The following is a 16740-nucleotide window of genomic DNA, read 5'->3' as shown; positions in this document are numbered from 1 at the left end:
GTAAGTATGAGGAGACTTAGCAGTATATGGATGTGCATGATGTTGAGCTTATGGATGGTACCTACAGGTATCCAAGCTATGGAAAGCGAACCGCTACAAAGCTTTGCGGGGACAGAAGGACTGCAAATTATTCGGCCGGTCTCGGCAGGTGCAGCTGCAGGAAGTCAATTTTTCCCGCTGGATAGAGCCTTTGACGGTCAACCGGATCTAGATGAGAATTCCGGCGTTCCTATTGGGGGCGTAGGAACTGCGGACGCCCCCGCTTATAACGGAGGCAGAGTTGGTTACTTGGACTTCGGAGCAGATTGGAGCAAGGTTAGGATCACGTCGACATGGACCAAATACAGAGCGTCCAGTTCGGGCGATCAGTCCCCCTATGCGGAACTCTGGTGGGATAATGATATTAACACGGTAATTGACAGCGTTTACACGGAAAGTCGCCTCAACTTCAATAGCGCAAAAGGTCTTTCAACGGGGTCCACGACACCATGGTTCATGGACAGTGATGTCAGCGATAACCCTGTTTCGCCAAAGGCTAGATATTTGCTGCTCCGTGGACCTGCGACGATGACCAATAGAGCCAGTGAATACGCAATGATTGGTTGGATCGATGCCAACGGCAACGGAGTTCAGGAGGCGCCGTTCCGCGCTGTATCCGGAATTACCGTCTCGGGTACAGGCGGGGCAACTAGCATGTTGACGAACACTGTACTGCAAATGTCGGCTGTCGTACAGCCTTTTACCGCAACCAATAAATCCTATGTGTGGTCCGTCCAGAACGGAACCGGAAGCGCAACCATTGATGCGAGTGGACTTCTTACTGCAGGCTCGGAAGGTACGGTGACGGTAAAGGCAACGGCACTAGATGGGTCAGGCGTGACAGGAAATAAAGAGATTGTCATTTCCAAGTACAGCCAGTTGATCTTGCCTGATCAAGGAAATACCAACATCTATTACAAGGACTTGCAAGCCTCTTTCAAAAATGTGAATTGGCAAACACTTGAGCGTTTGTACATTCCCTCGGGGGACTATCAATATATCAAATTGGGCAACCTCCCCAAACGTAGCGCCGATAATCCTCTGATTATTACCAACTATGGCGGTAAAGTAGCGGTTAGCGGTACACACGCCTATACCTTGTCCATCGAAGGCGGTGCGAACTGGATTTTGACTGGGGAATATAACGAAGAATTAAAAACCGGAGATGTCCACTATCAGGGACATAAGGACGGCAATTATGCCGATTCCGCTGGCAAATACGGTATAGAGGTCGGCCGAAATACGTCCAATGGGATTGGTGTAGGCAACGGTGCTACAAACTTCGAGCTTTCGTATATGGAAGTTGCTCATGCCGGTTTTGCGGGACTGTTAATTAAGACAGATGGTGTACCGACAGCAACTATGGACGGTGTTAAAATCCATGATATGTACATCCATGATGCGGAGTCTGAAGGGATGTATATCGGCAATACCAGCAGCGATCTCAGCAAACAGCATATTTTTACCAATCTGGAGATCTACAACAACAGGGTCCTGCGGTCAGGAACGGAAGGCATTCAGTTATCCAATATGGGGGATGGCATCAAAGTTCATAACAATGTAGTCGTGATGAGCTCTCTGGATTGGAAAGATCCATTCCAGCTCTGGCAGGACGGGGTCTTCCAGTATAGTCAACGCATTGGAAGCGCAGAAATCTCTGACAATGTGTTTATCGGAGGTGCTAGCAACCTTTTCACGCTAAGATTATCGGCAGCACCCGGAGAGCTACTTGATCCGACAGATGAAGTCGTGTTCCGCAACAATTACTTCTCCTATGGACGAGATATCCTTGCCTATGTTCATAATACGCCTTCCAACTACGCGTCGAAATTCCGGTTCGAGAACAATATCGTCCAGCAATTCAATTACCAATACGATGAGTTACCTGGCGAACAAGTAAATGCGAACAAATTACTTTATGTTCAAGACAATACACACAATTCGATGATTTTCCGTAACAATACCGTTGACGGCGAGCAAGTATTCATTGATGCAATTGGAGGAAATAACGGGACTACAAGCAACATATCGGCAACAGACAACAGCACGTTAGCTGATGCGGAACCAATTCTTTTCAGAGATGTGACGTTCCCTGTCGATTTTGACTGGAGTAAGGTGGAGAGATGGGACGATTACTCGGATTTGTATAAAGAGCCGATCTATTTCAATTATGGCGATTATGTTTATTATTTCCCAACCGGTGAATTGTACGAAAGCATTGAGCCGGGAACCCACACGGGTAAAAATCCTACGACGAATCCTTCAACCTGGAGGCTCTTGACGCGGATGAAGGAAGACTTTAGACTCGACCCAGCATCTCCGTATCAGGGCATAGGTCTGTTAGACGGAGGAACGGAGACGTTTGATTCCACGCCGCCAGTCATCGAATCATCGGAGCAGCTGTCGTTCTTGCAAACCGAATCAGTTGCTGTAGACATTACGGCTAACGATAACGGAGGAAGCGGCTTACATTCGCTTAAAGTGATTTTCAATGGGGAGCCAGTGGGGAGCACGATCGCTTTAAACGCTTATGAGTTGGGGGTCGGAACGTATCCGATCGTTGTTACGGCTTTAGACAGGGCTGGTAACCAAACCGTGGTGGAATTAGAACTTGTCATTCGAATGGATGCGGATCATTTGGAGGAATTGGTGGAATACGGAAGTACTAACGAATGGATTAGCAATAACGGTATCCGCAATAGCTTGATGTCTCACGTGAAAAATATTCAGCGAGATCAAGGCAATGCCAAGAAATTCGAAAACAGCATCCAATCCATGACTAATGCAGTAAGCTCGCAAAAAGGCAAACATATTAATGCAGCGTTCGCAGACGTCATTCTCGCGGACTTGGCGTTTCTTCAAAATACGATAGGTAACTGAACTGTCACGTATATTCGTCTTCACTCATCACCTGCATGAAAACCAGACTCGAATCGTTTGACATAGTCCGCTACTGCGGTTATGTATAGATTTCTATGAGGAGGTAAGTAGTGGATGAAAAAATTGCTCACGAGTACGTTGATTGTCAACCTGATGTTGCTTGCGTTTTTGCTCATGGGAAGCACTGTAATGGCAAATGGAGCGTTGCAGATGATTCAACCTTCCGCTGCCGGAGCGGCGACGGGAAGTACATTCTTTCCGTTAGAGAATGCTTTTGACAGTACGGATGCTGCGCTCGATGTTACCGGAGTGCCAGTCGGTGGTGCAGGACCGAACAATGCGCCAGCCTATTCCACGAGCCGGGTCGGATATGTGGATCTCGGCACGAATTGGGCAAATATACGAATCACATCTACCTGGACGAAGTATAGGACATCAAGTGTCGGTGATATGACCCCCTATACTGAAGTATGGTGGGACAACGATATCGACATGACCAATGACAGTGGATTAACGGAAACTCATCTTAACTTCAACAGTGTACAGGATCTCCCCAACACAGGCACTACAACACCTTGGATACAGGACAATGACGTAAGTCTCAGCCCGGTTTCGCCATCGGGACGGTATTTGATGCTTCGCTCTCCAATCAACATGACAAACCGAGCGAGCGAATATGCAATGGTGGGATATCTCGTTGAGGAGTCCTATAAAATCATTACACCTACTGTGGCGGGACAGGCGAGTGGAAGCCAGTTTTACCCTCTAGATAACGCTTTTGATGGTCAGCCAAGTCTCGATTCTCTAACGGGTCAACCGACGGGAGGCACAACAGCGGATGATGCGCCAGCCTATGCCGACAGGGTGGGCTATATGGACTTTGGAGCGGATTGGAGCAAGGTGAGATTAACGTCAACATGGACCAAATACAGAGCCTCTAGTTCAGGAAACCAGACACCCTATGCGTCACTTTGGTGGGATGATGACATTGACACGGTGAATGACAGCGGTTTCACGGAAACGCGAATCAACTTCAACAGTGCGCAAAATCTGTCAACCGGAGCAACGACAGCATGGGTGAAGGACAAAGATGTCACCAGCAACCCTGTGGTGCCGAAGGCCAGGTATTTGTTAGCACGCAGTCCTCTTTCGATGACGAATAGGGCCAGTGAATACGCGTTCGTTGGATGGATTGACGAGAATGGCAACGGGATTCAAGACTCACCCTATCGTGCTGTAAGTGGAATAACCGTAACAGGAGCGGGAGGAGCCACCAGCCTATTAACGGGTAGTACACTGCAGATGTCGGCTGTTGTGCAGCCTTTCGATGCAACGAATGCCAACGTCACTTGGTCGGTTGTGAACGGAACCGGAAGCGCTACGATTACTTCAAGCGGCCTGCTGACAGCGGAATCGGATGGGAACGTAACGGTAAAGGCAACTGCGCAGGATGGATCCGGTATATTTGGCACATTCGATCTGGCCATCTCCCAATACAGCCAATTGATATTGCCCGTTCAAGGGGCTACTTCCATCTACTACATTGACTTGCAAGCTTCTTTCCCAAATGTCAACTGGCAGACACTTGAACGGCTTTACATCCCTGCCGGGAATTATCAATACATTAAACTTGGGAATCTACCGCTAAGGACGGCCAGTAATCCGCTGATTATTACAAACTATGGCGGTCAGGTAAAAGTCAGCGGCACCTATTCGTATACGTTGTCCATCGAAGGCGGTAAACATTGGATTCTAACAGGCAAATATGACAGTGTGCTTAAAACAGGTCATGTCAATTTCCAAGGGCATCAGAATGGAAATTACTTGACTTCCGCAGGCAAATATGGAATTGAAGTGGGCCGCAACGATTCCAATGGCATCAGTGTAAGCAAGAACGCCACAAACTTCGAGCTTGCGCATATAGAGGTTGCACATGCCGGATTCGCTGGTCTATTGATTAAAACGGACGGTGTTCCGACGGCGACCATGGATGGCGTAAAAATCCATGATATGTACATCCACGATTCGGAATCGGAAGGGATGTACATTGGTAATACCAGCAGTGATATCAGCAAACAGCATATCTTCACCAATCTGGAAATCTTTAATAATCGGGTCTTAAGATCCGGTACGGAAGGTATACAATTGACCAATATGGGAGATGGCGTCAAGGTTTATAATAACGTTGTCGTCATGAACGCTCTTGATTGGAAAGATCCATTCCAGCAATGGCAGGACGGTACCTTCCAGTATGGTCAAAGAACCGGCAGTGCTGAGATCTATAATAACGTATTTATTGGCACCGCCAGCTCCTTATTTACATTAAGATTTTCTGCAGCTCCAGGAGAGACACCAGATCCTACAGATGAAGTTGTGATGCATGACAATTACTTCTCCCATAGTAGGGATATATTTGCCTATATCCATGATACGCCTTCCAATTATGCATCGAAATTCAGGTTTGAAAATAATGTGATTCGGCAAATCAATTTCCACTATGATGAAATTCCTGGTGGACATGTGAATTCGAACAAAATGTTCTATGTTTCGGACAATACGCACAATCCGATGGTCTTCACGAACAATACACGAGATGGCGGGCAAGTTTTCATTGACAGCATAGCTGGAAACAACGGGACATTAGGCAATATTACCGCAACGGGTAATACGACTAATGCAAGTTTAGCTCCGATTAAATTCAAGGATGTTGCGCCCTTCTCTTCTACCTTTGATTGGAGCCTAGTTGAAAGATGGGATGACTATTCGGATTTATACGCTGTCCCGATTTATTTCAATTACGGAGATTATGTGTATGATTTCCCAACAGGTAATCTGTACAAAAATGTGGAAGCAGGGACCCACACGGGCAAGAATCCTGCTACAAATCCAGCCACATGGAGTCTTCTGACACCAATGAAGGAGGATTTCAGGCTGGATGCGACATCGCCTTATCAGGGAACGGGTCTTCTGCCATAGTGAATCGGGATAGTTTATCCCTATGTATACTCAAGCCGTTCTGCGTAAGCAGGACGGCTTAATTTGTGTGAGAAGCCTGTTAACCCTATGCATTTCGGAAGATCTCCTCCTTGTTGGGTGCAGGCGCTAGCGATAGAATAGAGATAAAGGAACTTCTAAATTTTAGAAAGAAAAAGTCAGGTAGGGGGAATAGAGACAATGTCAGAAAAGCGGACGCTAATCTACGAAAATAAGCTGGCATCGATTGAGGATATTCAGGACTTCAAGTTGGAAGGCATGGCTAAAATCACATTTCCTAACGGCAGACTGCGGATGGAAAACGCGCTCGACGAAAGCTTGGAACAAATGGCCAATTATGTGTTCTGGTGTCCTGAAGAATTTCCTGGAGACATTCAGGTGGAGTGGGATTTTTGGCCAGTTAAGGAGCCTGGTCTGAGTATGATGTTTTTTGCTGCAGCCGGAAAGTACGGGGAAGATTTGTTCGCCACCAATTTGAACGAACGGTCTGGACAATATGCACATTACACGCACGGAGACATCAACGCGTTGCATATTTCTTATTTCCGGCGTCGGTACCCAGATGAAAGAGGATTTCATACATGCAATTTGCGCAAAAGCTATGGTTTTCATTTAGTAGCTCAAGGTGCGGATCCGATTCCAAATGTGGAGGATTGTATATCGCCCTATCATATGATGCTTCGGAAGCAGGGGGCGAAGGTCCGTTTTGCAATAAACGAACTGCCTGTATTGGAGTGGGAGGACGATGGCACAGAATATGGTCACGTTCTGGGCAGCGGCAAGATCGGTTTACGTCAGATGGCGCCTTTGATCGCTGAATATGCGAATTTACAAGTGTACCGTCTGGATGAAGACGAAATAAAAGAATAAGAATAATAGATAATCGTTCGATCTGTTCGTACAAATCCTGGAAAAAACGGGCTCATGAATTAATCAACCAGACAACCCAAGACGATTCCTATGCTTTTCGGTTGATCCCCTTATTGTTTGGTGTAAACGCTTCACTTACAATTTAAGTAAGAAGAGACCAAGATACATCTCAGCAAAGAGGGAGGCGAACTTCATGAGTAATGCACCGACAAGTGCGAAGGATGCGGCGCTTCAGAATAAGCACACGCGACTTGCCGGAATCCCAACATTTCGCTATATGAGGCGTTTTTGGCCGTTTTATGCGATGTTGGCACCAGGTATTTTATACTTTTTAATATTCAAGTATGTTCCTTTATTAGGAAGCATTATAGCGTTTCAAGAGTACAACTTGTATGGCGGCTTCTTGCAAAGCGATTGGGTAGGCTTCAAATGGTTTCAGCAGTTTTTCGAGTTTGTACACTTCCGACGGTTGTTATGGAACACGTTGGCCATTAGCTTTTATCAACTGATCTTTGCTTTTCCTGCTCCAATCATACTTGCCATTCTATTGAATGAGATCAGAAGCATGGCGATGCGCAGGACCATACAGACCATCGTTTATCTGCCTCATTTTCTATCGTGGATCATCATTGCAGGCTTCGGTTACATGCTGTTGTCCCCCCAGATCGGACTTATTAATCATATGGTAAAGGCCTTCGGTTACGAGCCGATCTTTTTCCTACAAGAGCCAAGCTGGTTTCGTACGATTGTCGTCAGCTCCGGAATGTGGAAGGAAGCGGGTTGGAGCGCAATTGTTTTCTTAGCGGCAATTGCGGGAATCAATCCTTCGTTGTACGAAGCTGCTCGAATCGATGGAGCAAGTCGCTGGAGGCAGCTCTTGCATGTAACGCTTCCCGGTATGATGCCAGCGATCATGCTGCTTCTGCTATTGAAAATCGGGCATACCCTCGATCTGGGCGTCGAGCAAATCTATGTCTTCCTGAGTCCAATTACGTATGAGGTTGGGGACATTATCGATACGTACGCATATCGGGAAGGCATTCTCAAAGGTGAATACAGCATGACTACGGCGATTGGATTGTTTAAGTCGATTGTCGGGTTCGGACTATTAATTGTTGCTAACCGGATCAGCCGCAGTACGACTGGCGAGCGTCTATTCTAAGAGAGGGGGAACAAGCAATGCGCTATCGTCTCACATTCGGAGAAAAAGTCTTCGATGCGTTTAACTACATCGTACTGCTAATTGCGTGCGCTGCTGTTATGCTGCCCTTCCTTTATATCATCGCAAGCTCGCTTAGTTCGCCGGAGGCGCTGATCCGGGGGGAAGTTACTTTTTGGCCTAAAGGTTTAAATGTTACGAATTATCAGGTAGTGATGGAAAATAAAGTGTTTTGGAGATCATTTGGCATCACCTTATTCATCGTCGTAGTCGGAACAGCGGTCAACATGTTCATGACAGTCGTAACCGCATATCCGCTCGCTAAGCAGGGTCTTAAAGGGAAAAATATCATTCTACTGCTGATTGTCTTCACGATGATCTTCCAAGCGCCAATGATTCCGACGTACTTAATTGTAAAAAATCTTCACTTGCTGAACACAGTATGGGCTTTAATCATTCCTGGTGCGATTTCGGCCTTCAATATGTTTATATGCCTGACCTTCTTCCGGTCGCTGCCAGAGGAACTGTTCGAGGCTGCCCGGGTAGATGGTATGAAGGAGTTCTCCATTTTGTGGCGAATTGCAGTTCCTTTATCAACGCCAATCATGGTGACTTTGATTCTCTTTTATGCCGTAAGTCATTGGAATAATTACTTTTCCGCTCTGCTGTACATCAATGATTTCAAACAGAGGCCGTTGCAGCTGTATCTTTATAATTTGATTGCACAGTTTAACATGAACGAGGAAATGGCTTCCCTTGTTGAATCCAACGTCGTCCTTTCCCCGCAAGGTCTGCAGATGGCAACGATTCTAGTCGCGACAGTTCCGATCCTTTTGGTTTACCCTTTCATCCAGAAGCACTTTATTAAGGGCGCACTCATCGGTTCGATCAAAGAGTAACACGCTTTGATTCATAAACAAGATCTGAGAGGAAGGTTAATATGAGAAAAGGGTTTAAGCAAACAGCATTTATATTGTCCGCTTTCTCGCTACTAGCTGCAGGCTGTGGAAACGGGGAAGACAATACGGTCAGCACGCCTGAAGCAACCAAAACTTCAGTGGCAACGCAAGCAGCTACCGCAACACCAGCGGTACCAGCGGCACCAGTTAAAATCCGGATGTTTGCTTCCGATCAGTCACTTCCTCCATTGGATGCGAATGATCCCAACATTGTCTACATGGAGAAGAAAACGAACACGGACATGGACTTGGTATCCTTACCCCATTCGCAGTATGAAGACCAGCTTAAGCTGAAATTTGCATCCGGTGATTTCCCAGATGTCTATCAATCTTGGTCAGGCCCTGAAGCTGATCTGATTGCCGCAGGCAAGGTTCTCGAACTGAACGATCTGATCGATAAATTTGGTCCAAATTTGAAAAAGAATATTCCTCAAGCTGCATGGGATGCTGTATCTGTAAACGGGAAAATTCTGGCCATTCCGCAGCCTTCCAGTAATTCGAATTCAACGCTTTACGTTCGTCAAGACTGGTTGGATAAGCTAGGACTGCAAGCTCCCAAAACTTCCGATGAACTGATGACTGTTCTAAAGGCATTCCGGGATAAAGACCCGAACGGAAACGGCAAGAAGGATGAAATCCCATTCTCCATGCGGGAGAAATTCACTTGGGGTGACAATATCTTCGGCATGTGGGGCGTCAATAACTCCTACACGGAAGTTTATTACAACAACGAAGTGATCATCCAGAATATTCATCCCAATATGAAGCAATCGCTTGGATTTATCAAATCGATGGTGGACGAAAAAGTAATGGATTCGGAGTTTCTGACCAATTCCAGGACGGTTTGGGAACAGAAAATCAAATCCGGGTTGGTCGGCATGTGGTCGCACACACAACAACTGGCATGGCAATGGCAAGCTGATCTAGACAAAACGATTCCGAACGATAAACCGAATGTCGTAGCCATTCCTACTCCGCGAGGTACAGGTTATGATGGTCCTCTCGGCACCCGCTGGAGCCCGGTTGCCAAAACGTACATCATCATGAAGAGTACCAAAAATCCGGAAGCCGTTATCAAATATTTTGATTGGCTGATGAGCGAAGATGGCCAGATGTTCACCGATTTGGGGCAAGAAGGAGATTCTTATAAAAAAGAAAACGGCAAGATCATAGTTGACACAGCGAAGATGGAGAAAAATAAAGCATTTAACGTGATCTTCAAGATTCATGGTACGAATCCTGCGGTAGAGGAAGCCAAACTAAGTAATCCTGCTGCTTTCGCCAAGTTGAAGGCTGCATGGGCTGTAGGCGATAAAGAAGGGTTCAAGAATGAGGCTGTAGGCATGCCGGCTGCCAAAAACACGTACAACATTGATACGATGTTCCTTGAAGAAGGCAGCAAAATTGTACTTGGCAAAGCACCTGTTGAACACTTTGACGAGTTCGTTAAAACCTGGCGCAAGCAAGGCGGCGATCAGATGGTCAAGGAGCGTACAGACTGGTACAATAAAAATAGGAAAAAATAGGTCATTGGGTTTGGAAAGCAACCCTCGACCGGGTTTCCCGGAAGAGGGTTGTTCTTCACTTGTATGGGGGTGTAGATGCAGAAGTGTGGAAAAAAATACATGCCTCCTTAAAATGGAAGCTGGTTAGCCTGCTCATCGTTATCATTGTGTCAATGGTGTCGATGATCGGGTTTTTCAGCTATTACGATACGTCCCGAACCATCCGGCAGGACGTTTCTCATTTCAGCGAGCAGATTTTGCGTCAAGCCAATCTCAATCTGAACCGACAATACATGGAATATGAGCGTGGACTTCTGGTTCTTGGAACAAGCAATGAGTTCACAGAGTGGCTCAAAGTTGATCCAATGGATCGCTTCGAGCTCATTTCCGGTTTTCATTCTTTGGAGCGTAATTACTTGCGGTCTTTTCTTGTGCGCCAGCCTGAGATCATGTCCATATCTATGTTATCGGATAAAGGCGGCGAATTTAATTACGCGCTCACTTCGGGGCTATCCAAGGATTATTCGATGGCAAACGAGCCATGGCTGAGTGAAGTTGGTCGGCTCGAGAAGGTTCATCATCGTGTCGTTCAAAGTACCGCATATGTGAATTATAAAAGTAATCCGGAGCAAGTACTTATCTTGTCGATGGCTGGCCAATTTGGCGAGCCTGATGCCAAAGGGTTCCTGAAGATGGATATCTCACTGGAGCCGGTGCAAACCATTCTCAACCAGATGGAGCTTGGAGATAAAGGTATAGGACTTATTGCCAAACCAGATGGAACCATTTTGGTTCATCAGAATCAATCGCAAGTGGGCAGCGTTCTGGAACCCGATATTACCGAACAATTGACTGCGCAAAGCGGTACGTACCTTCGAAAAGAAACGCAACAGCTGATTGTATTCGATACGATCCCTTACACCGGTTGGAAAACGGTCGCGATTCTTTCCAATCAAGATATCACGTCCAGCATCAATAGGGTTCGTAATGTCACGATCGGGATCGCATCGACAGGTATCCTTCTTGCGATCATTCTTGTCACTTTGGTTGCCACTTCGATTACAAGTCGTTTGTCCAAGCTCAGGTCCCATATGAAGCGGGCTCAGTATGGGAATTTCAGGGATCGCATTCATATTGAAGGTTCGGACGAAGTATCGGATTTAAGCCATTCCTTTAACCGGATGTTGAATGAGCTCGAAGACTCGATCCTACAGTTGACGGAGACACAGTTGATGCAGCAACGAGCCGTATTCTCTGCGATGCAGTCCCAGATCCGCTCTCATTTTTTATATAATTCACTAGAATCTATTAATTCCATGGCTCATTTAGCTGGACATACTGACATCGAGAAGACCTCCATTTCGTTATCGCGCATGCTTAGATACACATCCAACTACCAGGATATGCTTGTGAAGTTGGAGGATGAGATTGCTCATGTCAATCACTATATGAATATAAGCCGTATCCGATTTGGAGAGGAAGTCAGCTACCACATTCACATACCGGAGGACTGCCGTGAGGTGCTTTGTTTAAAAGTCATTCTACAGCCTATTGCGGAAAATGCCATAAAGCACGGCATTGAAACCACAGGTGAGCTGACATGTTTGGAGGTATCTGCGCAGCGGGACGGTGACTTCGTCTCGATCATTTTTGAAGATAATGGAAAAAACTACGACGAGGAGCGGCTGGAAGCTTTCCGGACTCGACTGCTACAGGTGACGCCATCGCAAGAAGAATACGCCTCGCTCACGAATGTCGGTCTCTTAAACGTTCATTTCCGTTTGCAAGCCTTTTACCAGATGAATGGTGTAGGTGTCGAAATTAGTAAAGGAAGCCGTCTTGGAGGCGTTAAGGTCACCGTAAGAATTCCCTATAGATTGAACAGCCAAAAGGAGCGATAGCCGAAATGTTCCGTGTACTTATCGCAGATGACGAGCACCTTATTCGGTCGAGTTTAGCAAGCAAAATCGAGCAATTCAGCGAGGAAACCGTTGTTTCTGGCTTGGCAGCCAACGGTGTGAAGGCTCTGGAATGGTTGGAGGAACATTACGCGGATATCTGTGTGACGGATGTCAAAATGCCGCTGATGGGCGGGCTGGATCTGATTGCGAAGGTCAACGAGAGATATCCGTGGATGATTTCTGTGGTCGTTTCCAGCTATGACGAATTTGAATTTGCCAAAACAAGTATGCAGCTCGGAGCCATCGATTATATTATCAAGCCTGTGGACCAGGAGCAGCTGAATGGAGCTCTTGCCCGAGCAATCGGTGAGGTGGCCACGCAGCGGCGAGCGGAAGCCGCTATGCTGTTCATGCGATCGATTCCTCATCATCAGGACATGCTTCAGCGATGGGTACTGCACATCCAGACCGTTCAGCTCGAGACGCTTCCGCTCTTAGTCGTGGATACCTTGGATATGTTGGAGAGTCTGGCAGGAGACCGATTCTATTTGTTAAATCCCCTTTCCATGGCATGGTTGGAAATGATTGTGGAAGAGCTCAAGAAAGAAAAGGTCAAAATTGAGCTGCAAGAGGGCAAAGATTTAGGCCTTTGGGAAAAGACGATTCTGCAAGATAAAGTTCGCAGCTATTTCCGCTTGTGTGCGGTTCGCCGTCTGGAGGAAGGGGCACAACGGATTTTTGCAGTCACACAAGCCGTTAAGGACCAACCGTCCCGCAGGGCGATAGAAGAGGTAAAAGCATTCATAAACGACCATTACGCAGATAAGCTGAATTTGCAGGAAATTGCGGATCAGGTTGCGATAAGCAGGAATCATTTCGCCCATTTATTCAAACAGGAAACCGGAACGACGGTTTGGAACTATTTGATTCAAATACGGATGGGGAAAGCGAGAGAATTGCTGCTAGGCACCGATAAGCGAATTTATGAGATTGCACACGATGTAGGATACGATAACAGTGTTCACTTTTCTCAGGTATTTAAAGAACAGTTTGGCTTAACTCCCGCCGAATTCAAAAAACGAATGGAGCGTTAAGTCAGATTCAGTTTCCGACTATTCCGATCTATATCGTGCCATGCCCTCATTGTGACGGAGAATCGATTCCCCTAAACTGAGAATAAAGCGTTCTTATTCATTAGCTCTTAGGAGGAGTAGCATGAGTCAACTCTATAAAGTTGGGCAATTTAATGGGAATTGGGCGTTTATTTCGCCGGAAAACACTCCTTTTTATTCCGTTGGTGTAAATGGTGTGCATAATCAGATCGTGGATCAGGCACATTGGCTGAAAACGGATCTGGTACACAAATATGGCGGGAATCGTGAATGGTTTCCCAAATGGGCTGCGGAAAAGCTGAGCCAGATTGAGCAGTTCGGCTTCAACACATTAGGCGCTTGGCACGAACCCTTCTATTGGGGAAACGGCACACCGAAAACAGTTGAAATCCGCATGTCCAGATTTGCGCCGAAGGTGAATACGGATTGGGGGACAGGCTTCCCTGATGTTTTCGACCCCAAATTCCATGCTTCTGTCGAACGTGCATGTCTGGATTGCTTTATGAGCGGGCGTGGTGAAGCCCTATTGAACGATCCGGGTGTTATTGGGTATTATACCGATAATGAAATACATTGGTGGGGACACGGGGGCAAATGGGGCAACAATGACCCTGGCAACGGTGCTAATGATACGAGCCTAGTTGACGACTATTTGGAACAGCCGGCAAGAGGGTACGGCAAGTTGGCTTGGATTGAGATGTTGAGGAAACACCATAGCTCGATTGAGAGTTTGAATGAGACATGGGGTTCCGAATATATGGGTTTCGAAGATTTGGCGCATATTGCGGTTTACCGAGCGGATCATCCTGAAGCGCTGGAAGCGGATAAAATGGCTTTCCTTCGTCTAATTGCAGAGGTGTATTACCAAACGACATCGGCTGCGCTCAAGCGATATGATCCAAACCGACTTAATCTGGGTGACCGGATGGTTGGAACGAGTACACCAGAGATTGTTTTTGATGTGATGAAAGACTATGCCGATGTCATCACGTTGAACTTTTATAGTTTCGACCTGCCTGAACGTTGGATGAGTCACATTCACGATAGAACTGGCTTGCCATTTATGATAACTGAATTCAGCTTCTGTGCGGGTAGGGAAGCGGGATTCCTGATCAATACGAATGGAGCCCGTAATGTCCTTGTTAGGAATCAGTCCCGCAGGGGAGAAACGTATCGGAACTTTGTGGAAGAAGCGGCCCGGTTGCCCTTCGTTGTGGGAACGCATTGGTTCGCCATGTACGACTATGGGAATCCGCAAGGCTTGATTGGGAATTATGGGCTGCTGGATCTTGCAGACGAACCGTATGAAGAGTTCGCGGAATTGGTCCGTCAAGCGAATGAAGATGTGCTTCGGATCAGAAATTCGATAGAACTGTAATTGGGAAAAGTTGATTGTACATGTGGCTCATACGCCGTTAGCTCATTGTTCTAAGAGCTAGCGGCATTTTCATGTTTGAAGGAAGCATTCGGATGTTGGCGTAGGAATATGAATCTTATTAGATTTTCGTGTACACTGAAAATGTAACTAATTGAACGTATGCATTTTATATCCACAAATACTCTATGACGAAGATTGTGGATAACTTTTAGAGAAGATTAGATCGAGAACGAGTAGAGAGAAGTGAGTTTACATGCATCAAAACTATCAATTAACCGTTGAAGAGATATTAGCACGCCCCTCATTTCAACATGCTTATATCGCGGCTGGCAAAATGGGCTTAGGACGATTGGTACGCTGGGTTCACATTATCGAGGTGATTCAGTTTGAACAACTGTTGCAAGGAGGCGAGATGATCCTAACGACAGGTGCCGCATTTAAGAACGATACGAAATCGTTCATGACCTATCTAGAGCAGTTAATCCACAGAAACGTAACCTGTCTTTGTATCGAGATGGGACACTATATAAGTTCAGTTCCCCAAGAATGGATGGATGCGGCCGAGGCTCACGATTTCCCGCTCATTATTTTCCCAGAAGCGGTTCGATTTATTGACATCACGCAGGATATCCATGCTCATATTATTAATCAGCATCATAAGGCACTTCAGGATTTGGAGAAAATATCGCGTGAATTTCATCGGATGACGTTATCTTCCCAAGGTGTCACGCATGTACTTGCTTTATTGCAAAGCAGCACCAAAGGTCAAGTTATTTATGTGCCAATCGATGCTGGGCCGAAATTCACTCCGCCGCTTGGCAAACGGGAGTCAGCGCAATGGCTGACTTTCCTTGCAAGCAGAAGTACAGAAAGCGGGTATGACGAAACAGGAGCAGGGTTGTATTTTGAAGACATAGAGGGACAATCCGTAATCGTTCAGCCTGTTGGGGCTATGGGTAAAACCTGGGCCCACATTATGCTCGTGCTTGATCGTAAGCCGCAGGAGTATGAATATTTAATTCTAGACTCAGCCTCTCTGTCTATTGCACAGGATTTGTTGCGGAAACGGTACATGGAAGAACGGAAATTGTATTCCCAAACACTGTGGGTAGATGATCTGCTTCATATGCGCATTCATCAGGAGGAGCAGATCAAAGATCTAATCGGTGGTGAATTTAAACGTCTGAATGCGCTAACGTATCAGGTTCTCTTGATCGAATTTGAGCAGGAGCAAGAAGATGGTATGACTGCGGAAGAGGAAGGAATCGAATCTGCGGGTCTTCATTTGTCGCTTGCGGCTAGATCGATTTTTGAGGGGCAGCTATTTTATCCCATCATTACGTTAAAACATAACAGACTTGTTGTTCTTGCATTCGATAAAGCTCCTAAAAAGCCAGCTAAGGAGCGTTTGCAGCATGTGCTTGAGTCGCTTCAAGGGATGAAGGATCACGCGGGGACTCGGTTGAAGATCGGTATTGGACAGCCTATTCAAAGCTTTTTGAACGCCTATCGCAGCTATCAGGAAGCGCTTCAAGCGTTGTCATTAACAGTTACGCTGCAGCAGAAGAACGTCATGTTTTATGATGAGCTAGGCGTATTCGAACTGTTATTTCATATCGCGGACAAAGGAATACTGGCGTCATTCGTCCGATCCTATCTCGGTCCAATTATTGATCACGATAATCTAAAAGGCAGCGAACTGCTGCGAACGCTTAAAGTGTATCTCGACCATGATGGATCGAAGCAAATCGCTGCGCAGCAGCTTTTTATCGTGAGACAATCTCTCTATTATCGATTGGACAAAATTGAAGAGCTCCTAGGCGCTGATTATATGCTTCCTGAGAAAAGATTGGCGCTACAAGTGGGAATCAGAGCCTATCAGCTCCTTCATCCAGAAAAGAAATTGTGAAAAGAAAAGCGGTAGTTTTTTGACAAAATGTCTA

Annotated in this window: 10 protein-coding genes; all 10 read left to right on the top strand. The window is 46.2% G+C overall.

The window, feature by feature from the left end; all coding sequences use genetic code 11:
- The first annotated feature begins 6 nt into the window (after window positions 1-6).
- The 10 genes from ASL11_RS13740 to ASL11_RS13695 all read left to right on the top strand — a co-directional run bounded on the left by ASL11_RS13740 (window position 7) and on the right by ASL11_RS13695 (window position 16706).
- A complete protein-coding gene (locus ASL11_RS13740) occupies window positions 7-2919 on the top strand; it encodes an Ig-like domain-containing protein (RefSeq protein ID WP_162261635.1) in 2913 nt (970 codons plus the stop codon).
- A 114-nt stretch (window positions 2920-3033) separates the two neighbouring features.
- Window positions 3034-5895, top strand: a complete 2862-nt coding sequence (locus ASL11_RS13735; protein ID WP_056614926.1) for an Ig-like domain-containing protein — start codon at window positions 3034-3036, stop codon at window positions 5893-5895.
- A 198-nt stretch (window positions 5896-6093) separates the two neighbouring features.
- Window positions 6094-6783 (top strand): DUF1961 family protein, encoded by a 690-nt coding sequence (locus ASL11_RS13730; RefSeq protein ID WP_056614925.1) that lies wholly within the window; start codon window positions 6094-6096, stop codon window positions 6781-6783.
- Between the two features lie 193 nt (window positions 6784-6976).
- Window positions 6977-7945 (top strand): ABC transporter permease, encoded by a 969-nt coding sequence (locus ASL11_RS13725; RefSeq protein WP_056614922.1) that lies wholly within the window; start codon window positions 6977-6979, stop codon window positions 7943-7945.
- A gap of 17 nt (window positions 7946-7962) precedes the next feature.
- A complete protein-coding gene (locus ASL11_RS13720) occupies window positions 7963-8841 on the top strand; it encodes a carbohydrate ABC transporter permease (protein ID WP_056614920.1) in 879 nt (292 codons plus the stop codon).
- A 41-nt stretch (window positions 8842-8882) separates the two neighbouring features.
- A complete protein-coding gene (locus tag ASL11_RS13715) occupies window positions 8883-10427 on the top strand; it encodes an extracellular solute-binding protein (protein WP_056614918.1) in 1545 nt (514 codons plus the stop codon).
- An 83-nt stretch (window positions 10428-10510) separates the two neighbouring features.
- Window positions 10511-12307, top strand: coding sequence for a cache domain-containing sensor histidine kinase (locus ASL11_RS13710; protein WP_157256924.1), 1797 nt, complete (start codon window positions 10511-10513; stop codon window positions 12305-12307).
- Between the two features lie 5 nt (window positions 12308-12312).
- Window positions 12313-13401: a helix-turn-helix domain-containing protein gene (locus ASL11_RS13705; protein ID WP_056614912.1), complete on the top strand. Its 1089-nt coding sequence runs from the start codon at window positions 12313-12315 to the stop codon at window positions 13399-13401.
- 121 nt (window positions 13402-13522) lie between these two features.
- On the top strand, window positions 13523-14797 hold the full coding sequence (locus ASL11_RS13700; RefSeq protein ID WP_056614910.1) for a hypothetical protein: 1275 nt from the start codon (window positions 13523-13525) through the stop codon (window positions 14795-14797).
- A 253-nt stretch (window positions 14798-15050) separates the two neighbouring features.
- Window positions 15051-16706 (top strand): PucR family transcriptional regulator, encoded by a 1656-nt coding sequence (locus ASL11_RS13695; RefSeq protein ID WP_056614907.1) that lies wholly within the window; start codon window positions 15051-15053, stop codon window positions 16704-16706.
- Window positions 16707-16740 lie beyond the last annotated feature (34 nt).

It is taken from the genome of Paenibacillus sp. Soil750 (genome assembly GCF_001428045.1).
Lineage (GTDB): Bacteria > Bacillota > Bacilli > Paenibacillales > NBRC-103111 > Paenibacillus_E > Paenibacillus_E allorhizoplanae.
This window is presented reverse-complemented; position numbering and strand designations above follow the sequence as displayed.